Below are 13,491 nucleotides of genomic sequence, written 5' to 3'. Positions count from 1 at the left end.
GCGGCATTGCGCAGACGCAGAAGATCGCGGCGGAGCTGATAGAGCCGGCCCACACGAGATTGCGTATATGTCTCGGCTAAGATGCCGTCCTCGATCTCCTCGACCTCCGTCTGGATCGCTTCGATCACGGGCATGTAGTTATCGACGATGAAGTCGAGCAGGGCATAGAGGATGAAGTCCTCTCCGTCCGACAGAGCCTTGGGCAATGCCTCGCAGCGCTCGCGCACCGGAGTGTAGGACGCCGAGGGGCCGTGGCGGACGGAGACCACGTAGCCCTGCCCCACGAACACATGGGTCTCGCCGAACGCAATCCGGCCCTCCAGCATCTGGGCCGTGCGCGCGACCACAAACAAAGCCTCGCCGTACTGTTCGAGCTTCGGTCGCTGGTGGGCTTTGAGCGCATCCTCGATGGCGAGTTCATGCAGTCCGAACTCTGCCTGCAGGCGTCGCAGAAGTTCCAGGCTTGGTTCGTGCAGGCCGATCCAGACCACGTGACCCGGCTTGCGAGACCACTCGCCGACGTCCTCAATTGGAACCTCGGCAATCCTTTGACCATCGGCATACACTGCCGAGGCAACAACACCGGGCGTAGTCCCAGTCCGTGCTGAAACAAGCTTGAGAGCATCTGCCATGTACAACCAACGCTCAGCTACCGCATCCGGTGCCACAGTCTTTCGGATCGGCTCCGTACGGTCAAATCCTTTGGACAGACCGCTCCAGCAGCTAAGGGCAAGGAACAGTTCGCCGTTCCACAATATATATATTAAGCACTAGCTTTCCCAATTGTTTAGGATGTGTGACCTGTTCCGAAGTCAGTTTTGCCGTAATTCCTGGTTGTGAACAGAGGGCTCCTTGAGCATTTCGTATTTTCCTATGGCGCGTTGCACAGGAACCGCTTGACAACCCTCAGATTACATCTTCCGCTGAACCGGAACTCGACGGTGTCGCCATTGTTCTCAACGGCACGGTCGGGGTACCGCCACCGGCCCCGAACTTTGGTATATGTCTCGTCAACATGCCACTTGGCGGTGACGGTTCGCTTTCCAGTGATTGAACCTCTTCAGCAGCTTGGGTGAGAACCGGATGAACCAGTGATGCACCGTCGCTTGGTCGACGGAGATCCATCGCTCAACCCTCATCTTGACTAGATTCCGGAGAGTGAAGTTGTAGGCAGACTGAGTGCGGTGCTTGCACACTCGCATTTTAATGCTGATGGACATGCCTAACAGAAGTGACTGCTAGGATGGGAGACGACGCCTATAGCTTCTCCATGCAGCGAGCCCATCAGACCTAAGTCGCCTCGGACGTGGGACCTCAGTCCAAATTGCACGCTTCACCGTCTCCGTCACAATCGTTTCGTACTTGGCTTCGTGTTGACGAGGCACACAGGCCCTAAGCGCTCAGGGGGAGGCTGCGAATGGTCATGGAGAGGCACTGCCATAGCAATACGCAATTTCCACGCTGCTGGGCCAAGCTCACGGAAACTTATGGCATGGACAGCCGGTGTGAGACAGCCGCGGCCTTGCTGGCCCGCTCTCAGGCACCGCTCAGGATCGTCAAGCCAGCACCCAGTCCGATCGGGAAGGTTTTTGCGACCAGAAGCTACACGGGCTATTTCGAAGGTGCGATTGCAAAACTGAAGGCGGAGCGGCGCTATCGATCCTTCGTCGACCTCGAACGCATCTCCGGCCGCTTCCCGGCAGCGATCTGGCATTCGCCGAAGGGTCCGCGCGAGGTGACGGTCTGGTGCTCCAACGATTACCTCGGCATGGGCCAGCATCCGTCCGTCATCGAGGCGATGATGAGCGCTGCCCTCCGTTATGGAACGGGTGCCGGCGGCACGCGCAACATCTCGGGCAACAGCCACCCCATCGTCGAGCTGGAGGCCGAGCTTGCGGACCTGCACGGCAAGGAGGCGGCGCTGGTCTTCACCTCGGGCTACGTCTCGAACCAGACCGGCATCTCCACCCTGGCCAAGCTGATCCCGAACTGCCTGATCCTGTCGGATGCGCTCAACCACAACTCCATGATCGAGGGCGTGCGCCAGTCCGGCTGTGACAAGGCGATTTTCCGCCACAATGACCTCGAACACCTGGAGGAGTTGCTCCAGGCCACCGGCGACCGGCCCAAGCTGATCGTGTTCGAGAGCGTCTATTCCATGGACGGGGACGTGGCACCTATCCGCCAGATATGCGACCTCGCCGAGCGCTACGGCGCCATGACCTATATCGACGAAGTCCATGCGGTGGGCATGTACGGCCCCCGCGGGGCAGGCCTCGCGGAGCGTCTCGGTGTAATGCATCGGATCGACGTGATCGAGGGCACGCTGGGCAAAGCCTTCGGCGTCATGGGCGGGTATATCGCAGGGGCAGCTTCCGTGGTCGATGCGGTTCGCAGCTATGCGCCGGGCTTCATCTTCAGCACCGCCCTGCCACCGAGCGTGGCGGCCGCCGCAACGGCCTCGGTTCGTCACCTCAAAGTCTCGCAGGTAGAGCGGCAGGGGCAGCAATGCCAAGTCGCGCAGGTCAAGGATGCCCTGATCCGCGCCGACCTGCCCCTGCTCGCCACCCCAACGCATATCGTGCCGGTGATGGTCGGCGATGCGGAAGCCTGCAAGGCAGCCTGCGACCGGCTTCTGGAGAAGCACGGCATCTACATCCAGCCGATCAACTACCCCACGGTGCCCCGCGGCACCGAGCGGCTGCGCATCACCCCAGGCCCTCTGCATACCGGAGCGCATATCGAGGCGCTGACGGACGCTCTCGTCGAGACATGGAAGGCTCTCGGTTTGTCCTTCAGCGGGTTGGTGCTCGAACCGCAGGAGCGCGTGCGGGCGGCATGGAAGATGGAGCGTAGCCAATGATCCGCAGCGCGCTTCTCCTGCTCATGGTCATGTCCGCAGGAGGCATTTGGTACGTGACGGCAGGAGCGGAGGGACAAGCCGCAGTTCAGGCCTCAGCTAACAAACTGCTGGAAACCTCTAGCCGGGCTCCCGAGCCTGCAGCACCGGTTCATACATCCCTGCCGCAGAAGAGTTCCCCACCAGCTCCCGTGATCACCGCTCCTGTTCATACACTGGCAATGCCGATCACCCGGACCGGCATCGGCTGGATTGAGCCGACCGCGCGCGTCACTGTGCGGACCCGCATCGACGGCACCATTGTCGAGCGTCATGTCCATGACGGTGAGGAGGTTGCAGCCGGGGATCTTCTGTTCCGCCTCGATGATCGCGAGTTCCAGGCGCAGATCGCCCGCGGCGAGGCAGCCCTGGTCCGCGATCGAGCCGTGCTGGCCAAAGCGCAGGCTGCCTTGAAGCGAACCCAGGAGTTGCTCGCCCGCTCCGTTGCCACTCATATCCAGGCCGAAGAGGCCGACGCCGAGGTCAGGATCGCTGCCGCCAATGTTACGGCAAGCGAGGCGGCTCTTGCCATGGAGCGGGCCAAGCTGGGGCACACCAGGATCACGGCGCCGATCAGCGGACGTGCCGGCGTCGTGCAGGGCGGAGAAGGTCAAGTCGTGCGTGGCTCCGATCTGTCCGGAGAAGGACTGGTCACCATCACACGGATGTCACCCTTGCAGGTTTCGTTCTCCCTGCCGGAGCGCGATCTTCCGTTGCTGCGCGCGGCTCTTTCAGATCTCAAGGACAAAGGCCGGGTCCGCGTTCTCGCCGGCCAGGATGGTCATACATCAGCAGAGGCGGACCTGACATTCATCGACTCGTCGGTTGACGCCGGTTCAGGCACCATCCTGGCGAAGGCTGTCCTAAGGGTCAGCAACGGGTTCTGGCCAGGCCAGTATGTTCGCGTCGAATTGACGCTCGGCTCACATCCGACAGCGGCGGCCGTTCCGCTCGCGGCGTTGCAGACAGGGAATAGCGGCCCTCATGTCTTCGTCGTCGGACCGGGTAACATCGTTGAGACACGCCTGGTTGAGACCCTCGTCACGAAGAATGACGAGGCGGTGATCGCCAAAGGGCTCACTCCCGGCGAGCGCGTTGTGGTCGAAGGTCATGCAAGATTGCGGGACGGCAGTTCAATAACGGAGCTGGCTTTGGCTGCAAAAGCGCTGGTGCAGAGCGCCCACACGGCTAACGCCGGACCTGTACGCCAATGAATGCTTCGGCCCTCTTCATCAGGCGGCCTGTTGCAACACTCCTGCTGGCTGCAGCCCTGACTCTCGCAGGCCTTGTGGCTTACCGGCATCTTCCTGTCGCCGCCCTGCCCAGGATTGATATCCCCACCATTTCCGTCTCGACCGCGCTGCCCGGCGCGAGTCCTGAGATCATGGCGGCCACCGTCTCGACCCCACTGATCAAGGAGTTCTCGGCCATCCCGTCCGTTCGGGAGATCAGCGCGACCAACGTTCCTGGCGCATCCTCGATCACTCTGGAGTTTGCACTGGAGCGTGACATCGATATGGCGGCGACTGATGTCCAGGCCGCCATCGCGCGTGCGCAGCCGCAGCTGCCCGTTGCGATGGCAAGCCCGCCTGTCTACCGCAAGCTCAACCCGGCTGACGCCCCGGTCGTGCTGATCGTCCTGAGAAGCGATACGCATCCTCTCTGGCGGCTCGATGCATTCGTCCGCTCCGTGATATCACCGCGCCTGTCGGCTATCGCCGGTGTCGCTCAGGTCACGATCTCGGGCAGCCAGAAATATGCGGTCCGTATCCAACTTGATCCGCTGACCCTGGCGGCGCGCGGCATCGGCTTGGACGAGGTGGAGCGTGCGGTCCGTGCTGCGAACGTTCAAACGCCCGTTGGCTCCCTTACAAGATCGGACCAGCGGTTCACCATCGAGGTCTCGACGCAGCTCGGTGATGCGCAAGCATGGCGGGATCTCATCATTGCGAACCGCAATGGGCGACCGCTTCGTCTTGGAGATGTTGCCAAGGTGATCGACTCCGTTGAGGACGATCAGCGCGCCAGCAGACATAATGGCTCGCCCGCGCTGGTCTTGACGGTGCAGCGCCAGCCCTATGCTAGCACGATCGACGTGGTTAACCAGGTTAGGGCAGCCATGCCTCGTATCCAGGAGGAGCTGGGGCCCGGCGTATCCCTCACCACGATGAACGATCGTTCGGTCTCGATCCGCGCCGCCATCGAGGATGTCACCTTCACCTTGGTGCTCACCATCGGCCTTGTCTGTGCGGTCCTTTATCTCGGCACAGGCCGCCTCGCCACGACTCTGATCCCGAGTGTCACCATTCCAGTCTCGATTGTGGCCACGTTCGCGGCAATGTACGCCCTCGGGTTGTCCCTGGACAACATCACGCTGCTGGCCCTGACCCTATCGGTCGGTCTCGTGGTCGATGACGCCATCGTGGTAACCGACAACATCGTGCGTCATATCGAGGCCGGAGCCTCGCCCCACGAAGCAGCCCTGAAGGGAGCTAAGGAGGTTTTTTTCACAGTCGTATCGATCACCGCGTCGCTCATCGCGGCATTTATCCCGCTGCTGCTGATGGACGGAGTGGTCGGACGCATCCTCAGCCCGTTCGCCATCACGGTCTCGGTCTCGCTGGCGATCTCCGCTGTGGTCGCCTTAAGCCTCACCCCCATGCTCGCGGCCCGCCTGCCCGGTGCCAGGCAGCAGGAAGCCGGTCGCCACAACCTCGCGGATCGCGGGATGTCAGGGCTGACACGCTGCTATGGCGTATGCCTCGACCTGAGCCTGAGGTGTCGCCCTCTGATACTGATCCTGTTCCTCATCAGCCTCGTCGCCTCCGGCTGGCTGTTCCGAACCATTCCAAAGGGTTTTCTGCCGCAGGAAGATATCGGGCAAATCACGGTCTCGACCCGCGCGCGCCAGGATGTATCCTTCGCAGCCATGGTTGAGTTGCAGCGTCAGGTCGAGCAGGTGCTGCGCGCCTCCCCGCATGTGGCCGAGGTGGTCTCGGACATCGGCGCGACAGGTACAACTGGCCTCAACGAGGGACGGTTGTTCCTGGAGCTTAAAGCCAAGACCGAGCGGCCGCCGCTTGCGCAGGTCATGCCGGATCTGCGCCGGGATTTGGATCAATTGCCCGGCATCGAAAGCCTTGTCGCAACGGCCCAGAATGCCCGGATGGGAAGCCAATCCGGCCGGGGCGCGTACCAGCTTACGATGCAGGCCCAGACCCTTGACGAACTGCAGCACTGGTCGGCGCGGCTGGCTCGCAGGATGAGCCAGGATGCAACGTTCATCGGTGTCAGGGCTGACGCGCAACAAACGGCCCTGCAGGCTACGATCCGCGTCGATCAGGACAAGGCGCGTCAGCTCGGGATCACGTCCGAGCAGATCCGTTCGACCCTGCATACCGGCTTTGCCAACCGGCAAGCGGCAGCAATTTTTAGCAGCGCGGATAGCTATCAGGTTCTGATCGAGTTCGATACTCGCTTCGCTCACACCATGGATCCGCTCGACCTCGTGACCATTCGATCGGCAAGTGGCACGCTGGTCCCGCTCTCGTCTTTCGCTTCGATGGAGCAAACGGCGGGCCCACGTTCGGTCACCCAGCTGGGACAGCGGCCAGTAGTGACGATCTCCTTCGATACACCAGTGGGAATTGCGCTTGGTGAAGCTGTAGATCGGGTCAATGCTTTGAAGGTTGAGGAAGCCGTCCCTGCGTCTGTGACGACCGGCTTTGCCGGAACGGCTCGCGTATTCCAGGACATGGTGCGCAATCAACCGTTGCTGCTCGCAGCAGCAATCCTAACAATCTACATTGTTCTCGGCATGCTGTACGAGAGCCTTGTCCATCCTGTCACGATCCTGGCAGGACTGCCTGCCGCTGCCATCGGAGCGGTGTCCGCCCTCCACCTCTACCAGATGGAGTTGAGCATCATGGGGCTGATCGGCATCCTGTTGCTGTTCGGGATCGTGAAGAAGAACGCTATCATGATGGTCGACCTAGCAATCGTCCGTCAGCGCGAAGGTCTCTCGCCGTCGGCAGCGATCCGGGAAGCCTGCCTGGTCCGCTTTCGTCCGATCATGATGACCACGGTCGTGGCTCTGGCAGGCGCCGTTCCGATTGCTCTTGGCCAGGGCGCAGGCTCCGAGCTGCGCCAACCGCTTGGGATTGCGGTGATCGGCGGCCTGATCGTATCGCAGCTGCTCACCCTCTTCATCACGCCTGTCCTGTATCTCTATATGGAGAGGCTCGCCGGTGTTGGACGGCGACTGTTCCGAATTAGCAAACAGCAGCCTGCATAGCTCAGTTGGGGCCTTTACCGTCTCAACCGAGGAACCGCCCTGCTCTTGCTATGGAAGAGCGAGCCATTAGGATGGCTCCAAGCGTCGCTCACAGGCGCAGGGAACGCTCAATTCTCATGCCCGAATCACCGAATGCTCCAGCCGTTTCGCTCCGCAGCGTGGCCATCACTTTCGGGTCGAAGGTGGGCGGCTACACGGCCGTCCAGCACATTGACCTCACAGCATCCCCAGGGGAGTTCATCGCTATCGTCGGGCCTACCGGTTGCGGTAAATCCACCCTGCTCAACGCATCCGCGGGGCTGCTGAGGCCATCCGAAGGCGAGGTCGAGATCTTCGGTGCGCCTCTGCATGGCCTCAACGGCCGTGCGGGCTATCTCTTTCAGCAGGACGCTCTGATGCCCTGGAAGACAGCCCTTCAGAACGTAGCCGTCGCCCTGGAGCCCAAGGGTGTTTCCCGCAAGGAGGCCGAGGCGAAGGCCCGGGATTGGCTGCGACGGGTCGGGCTCGCCGCCTTCGTCGACCGCTATCCACATATGCTTTCGGGCGGTCAGCGAAAGCGGGTCGCCCTCGCACAGATGCTGATCCGCGATCCCGAGATCCTCCTGATGGACGAGCCTTTCGGCCCACTGGATGCGCAGACCCGGCAAATCATGGGCAACCTGCTGCTGGACCTCTGGGCAGCCAATCGCAAGGCCGTTCTCTTCGTCACGCACGACCTCGAGGAGGCGATTGCCCTGGCCGACAGGGTGGTGGTGATGTCGGCCGGTCCCGAGGCCGGCATCATTGGCGAGTTTGCAGTACCTCTTTCACGCCCACGCGACATCGCAGAGGTGCGGCTCGAACCCGCCTTCCATCACATTCACAAGGAGATCTGGGCGAGCCTTCGCACCGAGGTGCAGAAGGCCTATGCCCAAGGAGAGGGAGCCTCCTCATGAACCGCTTGAAGCTCATCCTCCTCCAGGTTGCCGTAGGCCTTGGATTCCTGTTGCTTTGGCATGTCTTGACTGCCTACCCAATTCTCGCCCCGACAAAGCAGACCCAGTTCTTCTTCTCGACTCCTCTCGACGTGCTGGCGAGGGTCTGGAAGGAGTTCGCTTCCGGCGAGATATGGCGGCATCTCTGGATCACGCTTGTGGAGACCATTCTGGCCTTCGCCTTTGGTGCCGGCGGCGGGATACTGTTCGGCTTTCTGTTCGCCCGCCGCGAACTCCTTGCTGCCGTGTTGGATCCCTATATCAAAGCGGCAAACGCGCTGCCGCGGGTGGTGCTCGCGCCGATCTTTGCACTGTGGTTTGGTCTCGGGATCTGGTCGAAGGTGGCTCTCGGCTTCACGCTGGTCTTCTTTATCGTATTCTTCAACGTGTATCAGGGCGTGCGCGAGGTGAGCCCGGTCGTGCTGGCAAACGCCAGGATGCTAGGGATGAACGAACGTCAGCTGCTGCGGCACGTCTATTGGCCGGCGGCGCTTACATGGATGTTCTCGTCCCTGCACACCTCTGTGGGGTTCGCCCTCGTCGGCGCGGTCGTGGGTGAGTATCTCGGCTCCTCCGCAGGGCTCGGCTACAAGATCCATGAGGCTGAGAGCGTGTTCGACGTCACCGGAGTCTTTGCAGGCATGGTGATCCTGTCGATCTTCGTCATTCTCATCGACTTCGTGGTGACTCTCATCGAGAGGCGCCTCCTGGTCTGGCGCCCTGCCCCATCGACAAACGGGCAGGGTTAGGCAATCCTTCCGGTCCACAAACTGCATCGAAGCAGGGAGAACGAGGATGGAACGCCGGACATTTCTCATTGGGACGGGCGCCGTTGCTCTGTCTACTGGACTGAGCCGCAGCGCTCTCGCACAGACGAAGCCGGAGAAGAGCAAGGTCACTCTGGGCGTGGGCGGCAAGCCGCTACTCTATTACCTTCCGCTGACCATTGCTGAACGGAAGGGGTTCTTCAAGGAAGAAGGGCTTGAGGTGGAGATCAACGATTTCGGTGGCGGAGCCAAGTCGCTCCAAGCCCTGATCGGTGGCTCCGTCGACATTGTCACTGGGGCCTATGAACATACCATCCGCATGCAAGCCAAAGGTCAGGATGTTCGCGCCATCACCGAGTTGGGGCGCTTTCCAGCCATCGTGATCGCTGCGAAGAAGGACAAGGCCGGGCAGATCAAATCCGCGGCCGATTTCAAGGGGCTCAAGATTGGCGTGACAGCCCCGGGATCCTCCACCGCGCTCACCGCTCAGTACGCCATGGTGAAAGCGGGACTGAAGCCTACCGATGCCGCCTTCATCGGCGTTGGATCCGGTGCGAGCGCTGTTGCGGCTATGCAGAAGGGTGAGATCGACGTGATCTCACACCTCGATCCAGTTATTTCCAAGCTCGAATCGGAAGGGGACGTCACAATCCTGATCGATACGCGCACAGAGGCTGGAACACGGGCGCTCTTCGGCGGGTCGAACCCGGCAGCAACCCTCTATACCAAGAAGGACTTCATCGACGCCAATCCAGTGACGACCCAGCGGCTCGTGAACGCTTTCATGAAATCGCTCAGATGGCTCCAGACAGCGAAGCCGGAGGATGTCGCTGCAACAGTGCCGCCAGAATACCATCTCGGCGACCGCCCACTGTACCTCAAGGCCGTACAGAACTCTCTTGAGAGCTATTCTCGTGACGGCATTGTTCCGCCTGACGGCATGAAGAGCGTCATGGATATGCTGAAGCAGCTCGACCCCGAGCTGAAAGATGCGAAGGTTGATCTCTCCGCAACTTTTGACGACCGCTTTGTGAAGCAGGCCGCCAGCTAGCCTTGGGACGGGCAGGTCGAGTACGTTCGTAGGACCTCTTCTGAGAAGGCCCATTTCGCTGCAGGGTTACGGCGACCCGCAACCCTGCAGCAGAGTCAGTTTGCCTCTGATCTCCTCACAAGACAGTTGGTATCGCTAGCCTCCGCATAGCCGTCCGACCTGGGACAACTCCGCCAATTGTGGCCGGCTAGACTACCAAATCTGGCCTAAGCGCATGCCCCTGAAGGTCACCTTAGGATTATTCGGCGACGATCCAATAGCTTTCAGGAACATCCACCATTTCTGCATTAATCCGACCTTCGGTTCATCTCCGACAAGTGCCATCACCAGCCTTCTGAAGTCCAAAGTATGATCGCCAAATTCCTGACGAAAACAGATCAGCCTACTTCGTGCTCTGGATCATGTTCCGGATGCGATTTGCCAGAGCCTCGACCGCGAAGGGCTTGGTGATCATCTCCATCCCCGGATCCAGGAAGCCGTTTGCCAGTGTGGCGTTCTCGGCATAGCCGGTGATGAAAAGCACCTTCAGGTGAGGTCGCGTCTCCCGCGCTGCATCGGCGAGTTGGCGCCCGTTGATTCCGGGCAGACCGACATCCGTGACGAGCAGATCGATGCGCTGCCGCGACTGCAGGATCTTGAGGCCTGCGGGACCGTCCGGTGCCTCGAAAGCATGGTAGCCCAGGTCCTGGAGCACTTCAACGATCAGGTTGCGGATGACGGGCTCATCCTCGACCACCAGCACCGTCTCGCCCGCCTCTGCCCGGGAGACCTCGGTATGGGAAGCTGGAGACGGTTCCTCCTGGGCGGCGCCGCGGTGCCGCGGCAGGTAGACTTTGATCGTCGTGCCCCGTTCCACCTGTGAGTGGATTTTCACATGCCCTTCGGACTGCTTGGCAAAGCCATAGACCATTGAGAGCCCAAGCCCGGTGCCCTGGCCGATGGGCTTCGTGGTGAAGAAGGGCTCGAAGACGCGCTCGATCACATCCGGCGCCATACCCATGCCGGTATCCGTGATGCAGATCGCCACATACTGTCCCGGTGTGATGTCCAGGTGAGCCGCCGCATAGGTTTCATCGAGAGAGGCATTCGCCGTCTCGATGGTGAGCTTGCCGCCATCCGGCATGGCATCACGTGCATTGATGGCAAGGTTCAGGATGGCGCTCTCGAGTTGGTTGGGATCGCACAGGGTCGTCCACAATCCGCCCGCCGTGACGATCTCAAGGGCATGCAGCGGACCGATGGTGCGGCGGAGCAGATCCTCCATGGAGACGATGAGCTGGTTGGCATTGACCGGCTTCGGATCAAGCGGCTGCCGGCGCGAGAAGGCAAGCAGACGGTGAGTGAGCGCGGCGGCACGCTGCGCCGAGTTCATCGCCGCCTTGGCATAGCGCCCGACATGCTCGGTACGCCCCTGCGTAATGCGGGTCTGCATCAGGTCGAGAGAGCCGACGATGCCCGCAAGGAGATTGTTGAAATCGTGGGCGATACCGCCCGTCAATTGCCCAACTGCCTCCATCTTCTGAGCTTGGCGAAGCTGCTCTTCGGCTCGCAGAAGTTCCTGTGTCCGTTCCTCGACACGCTCCTCCAGGGTCTGGTTCAGGTGCCGCAGCGCTTCCTCGGCTACTCGGCGCTCGTTCACATCGCGCAGAATGGCCGTTACGAAAACGCGTGTATCGCTCTGCCAGCGTGCAGCTGAAACCTCCAGATAGCTGACCGACCCGTCCTTGCGCCTGGCCGTGACCTCCAGGGAACGGTGCATGACGTTTCCTGCCAGGACACCTGTCCAGAGTTCATTCCATGTCTCCGGCACATTCAGAAGCGTGGTCATCTCCAGACCAATGAGCTCGCGGAGAGCATACCCGAACTCCCGTGCAGCTGCGGGATTGGCGAGCTGGATGACGCCTTTAGCATCGAGCGTGAGGATTGCGTCCGGAGCGCTGTTCACGACGGCATCGTAGCGCGCGTTTTGCCGCTCGCGCAGGACCTGTTCGCGTTGGACGGCAACTGTCACGTCGACGATCTGCACAAGGCATCGGCGATCGGGCGGCGTTCCGAGCGGGCGCACGGAGACGTTGTGGACCAGCTGTCTTCCGGAGCGGGTCTGCAGTGGTAGGATAAGGGAGTGCAGGGAATGGGTCAGGAGCCTTGACGAGCCTGCTTCCAATGTGCTCGTGACAGCCGATTTGAGCCCAGGCGAGACCGCGCCCGGAAACAGCTCGTCCAACTGCCTTCCGGCCGCGTCCTGACAGGAGATCCCACTGGCCGAGGTAAACCACGCGTTCCAGGCAACCACCTGCATCCTGCCGTCGAGCACGATGAGGCCCGTATCTACGGCGTCGAAGACCGACGATAGGAGTTCATCTTCAAGCTGATGCATAGATCAGGAAGCCATGCCGTCGGTTGCCCGCTCGATAAACTCGCCGAGCAGTTTCTTGAGCACAGCCAGGGAGGGAATATCCATCAGCATGACGATGTAGCCGCTGATGTCCCGTTGCCGGACCGTGAAGTTTATATAAAGGAACATTACCACGTCGGCAGCCTCAGGTGGAGGCGCAAGGCTAAAGAGTTCAGGTCCCTTTCCCCGGATGATCTCCGGCAGGGACATCCTCAGGCTGCGATGGAGCATGTTGGCAATCGTGCCCAGGCAGCCGTTCAGCAGGATGTTGCCGGTCTCGGCCAGCGCCTCCTGCTCGAGCTCGATGATGTCTTCGAGGGACAGCTCTCCGCCTGTGACCGCTCTGACGAGCTCAAGGCTTTTGGTCTCGGGGAAGATCAACAGGGCGCGGCCCGTGATGTCTCCCTCGAAGACCTGGTGAACCGCCACGAGCGGTCCGGCCTCGCGCCCCTCGAGGATTTCGATGGCCCGCGTACGATGCACAAGATCGACCCCTGGCACGGACAGATGAACCTGCTCACCCACCATCTCGCGAAGGCTGAAGGCGGCACGGCTGACACCAATGTTGACGAGCTCCGTTAGAGCATCGAGCTCCAGCTCGTTGAGCACTTCCGAGATTGTTGACACCATCATCTCAACCCTCGGCCGTGGCGTGTCGCTAGGCGTTTCGAGACTAACACGTGTTAAGCCGCGCTCGACCGCAGGCGCAGGGCTGCTCCGGAAATAAATCCTCGCAATCCGTCTTCCGTCAGGGGCTTGCTGACGAAAGTGGCGTTTACCTCGCGCGCCCGAGCGATCACCTCGTCCTGGATATTGGCTGTAATGACTGCGATCGGCATGGTCGGATGGCTGGAACGGATCTCCGTGGCCAATTCGAGTCCATCCTTCTCCGGCATGTTGAAGTCGATCATGGCCAGGTCGATCTTGCGCTCGCCCAGGATGGTGAGGGCTTCCCGAGCATTACCTGCCTCGACTCTGTCCCATTCAGGCTGGAGCGCGGCCAGAGCCTTGGCTGCGACGATGCGCGCAAGCTTGCTGTCGTCGACGATCAGAACCGTTATCACCACTCAGATACTCCGCTAGGGATAGACTTCCCGGGATAACCGGATCG

General features: G+C 61.0%; 10 protein-coding genes and 1 pseudogene. 6 read left to right on the top strand and 5 right to left on the bottom strand.

Annotated elements, in window-relative coordinates; translation table 11 throughout:
* Positions 1 to 632 (bottom strand): CorA family divalent cation transporter (locus IC232_RS25170; protein ID WP_281413430.1); only part of this gene is annotated, 632 nt, incomplete at its 3' end.
* Between the two features lie 242 nt (positions 633 to 874).
* Positions 875 to 1,220, bottom strand: a pseudogene (locus tag IC232_RS32580) (DDE-type integrase/transposase/recombinase); the annotation flags it as partial.
* A gap of 272 nt (positions 1,221 to 1,492) precedes the next feature.
* On the opposite strand from IC232_RS32580, the gene hemA reads away from it, so the two are divergent.
* The 6 genes from hemA to IC232_RS25135 all read left to right on the top strand — a co-directional run bounded on the left by hemA (position 1,493) and on the right by IC232_RS25135 (position 9,985).
* Entirely contained in the window at positions 1,493 to 2,863 is a 1,371-nt protein-coding gene (gene hemA / locus IC232_RS25160) for a 5-aminolevulinate synthase (RefSeq protein ID WP_190847706.1), read from the top strand.
* Positions 2,860 to 4,113: an efflux RND transporter periplasmic adaptor subunit gene (locus IC232_RS25155; protein ID WP_190847705.1), complete on the top strand. Its 1,254-nt coding sequence runs from the start codon at positions 2,860 to 2,862 to the stop codon at positions 4,111 to 4,113. Before hemA ends, IC232_RS25155 begins: the two co-directional genes overlap by 4 nt.
* Positions 4,110 to 7,193 carry an efflux RND transporter permease subunit gene (locus IC232_RS25150; RefSeq protein WP_190847704.1) on the top strand — a complete coding sequence of 1,028 codons (3,084 nt, stop codon included), beginning with the start codon at positions 4,110 to 4,112 and terminating at the stop codon, positions 7,191 to 7,193. Before IC232_RS25155 ends, IC232_RS25150 begins: the two co-directional genes overlap by 4 nt.
* Before the next feature lie 116 nt (positions 7,194 to 7,309).
* Positions 7,310 to 8,128: an ABC transporter ATP-binding protein gene (locus tag IC232_RS25145; protein ID WP_190847703.1), complete on the top strand. Its 819-nt coding sequence runs from the start codon at positions 7,310 to 7,312 to the stop codon at positions 8,126 to 8,128.
* On the top strand, positions 8,125 to 8,916 hold the full coding sequence (locus IC232_RS25140; protein ID WP_190847702.1) for an ABC transporter permease: 792 nt from the start codon (positions 8,125 to 8,127) through the stop codon (positions 8,914 to 8,916). Before IC232_RS25145 ends, IC232_RS25140 begins: the two co-directional genes overlap by 4 nt.
* 46 nt (positions 8,917 to 8,962) lie before the next feature.
* Positions 8,963 to 9,985 (top strand): ABC transporter substrate-binding protein, encoded by a 1,023-nt coding sequence (locus IC232_RS25135; RefSeq protein ID WP_190847701.1) that lies wholly within the window; start codon positions 8,963 to 8,965, stop codon positions 9,983 to 9,985.
* 382 nt (positions 9,986 to 10,367) lie between these two features.
* Here IC232_RS25135 and IC232_RS25130 read toward each other — a convergent pair whose 3' ends face one another.
* Genes IC232_RS25130 through IC232_RS25120 form a run of 3 tightly spaced genes read right to left on the bottom strand, consistent with a single transcriptional unit; the run spans position 10,368 to position 13,447 of the window.
* Complete coding sequence (locus IC232_RS25130) at positions 10,368 to 12,362, bottom strand: PAS domain-containing sensor histidine kinase (protein ID WP_190847700.1); 1,995 nt, start codon at positions 12,360 to 12,362, stop codon at positions 10,368 to 10,370.
* A gap of 3 nt (positions 12,363 to 12,365) precedes the next feature.
* On the bottom strand, positions 12,366 to 13,010 hold the full coding sequence (locus IC232_RS25125; protein WP_409564968.1) for a chemotaxis protein CheX: 645 nt from the start codon (positions 13,008 to 13,010) through the stop codon (positions 12,366 to 12,368).
* A 53-nt stretch (positions 13,011 to 13,063) separates the two neighbouring features.
* Positions 13,064 to 13,447, bottom strand: a complete 384-nt coding sequence (locus IC232_RS25120; RefSeq protein WP_190847698.1) for a response regulator transcription factor — start codon at positions 13,445 to 13,447, stop codon at positions 13,064 to 13,066.
* Positions 13,448 to 13,491: the final 44 nt, after the last annotated feature.

Origin of the sequence: Microvirga sp., assembly GCF_014699075.1 — a bacterium.
GTDB lineage: Bacteria > Pseudomonadota > Alphaproteobacteria > Rhizobiales > Beijerinckiaceae > Microvirga.
This window is presented reverse-complemented; position numbering and strand designations above follow the sequence as displayed.

Excerpts from the sequence above, each read along its gene's own strand:
- IC232_RS25130 (WP_190847700.1), bottom strand. The coding sequence starts at position 12,362 with ATGCATCAGCTTGAAGATGAACTCCTATCGTCGGTCTTCGACGCCGTA.
- IC232_RS25135 (WP_190847701.1), top strand. The coding sequence starts at position 8,963 with ATGGAACGCCGGACATTTCTCATTGGGACGGGCGCCGTTGCTCTGTCT.
- IC232_RS25140 (WP_190847702.1), top strand. The coding sequence starts at position 8,125 with ATGAACCGCTTGAAGCTCATCCTCCTCCAGGTTGCCGTAGGCCTTGGA.
- hemA (WP_190847706.1), top strand. The coding sequence starts at position 1,493 with ATGGACAGCCGGTGTGAGACAGCCGCGGCCTTGCTGGCCCGCTCTCAG.
- IC232_RS25125 (WP_409564968.1), bottom strand. The coding sequence starts at position 13,010 with ATGGTGTCAACAATCTCGGAAGTGCTCAACGAGCTGGAGCTCGATGCT.
- IC232_RS25155 (WP_190847705.1), top strand. The coding sequence starts at position 2,860 with ATGATCCGCAGCGCGCTTCTCCTGCTCATGGTCATGTCCGCAGGAGGC.
- IC232_RS25150 (WP_190847704.1), top strand. The coding sequence starts at position 4,110 with ATGAATGCTTCGGCCCTCTTCATCAGGCGGCCTGTTGCAACACTCCTG.
- IC232_RS25145 (WP_190847703.1), top strand. The coding sequence starts at position 7,310 with ATGCCCGAATCACCGAATGCTCCAGCCGTTTCGCTCCGCAGCGTGGCC.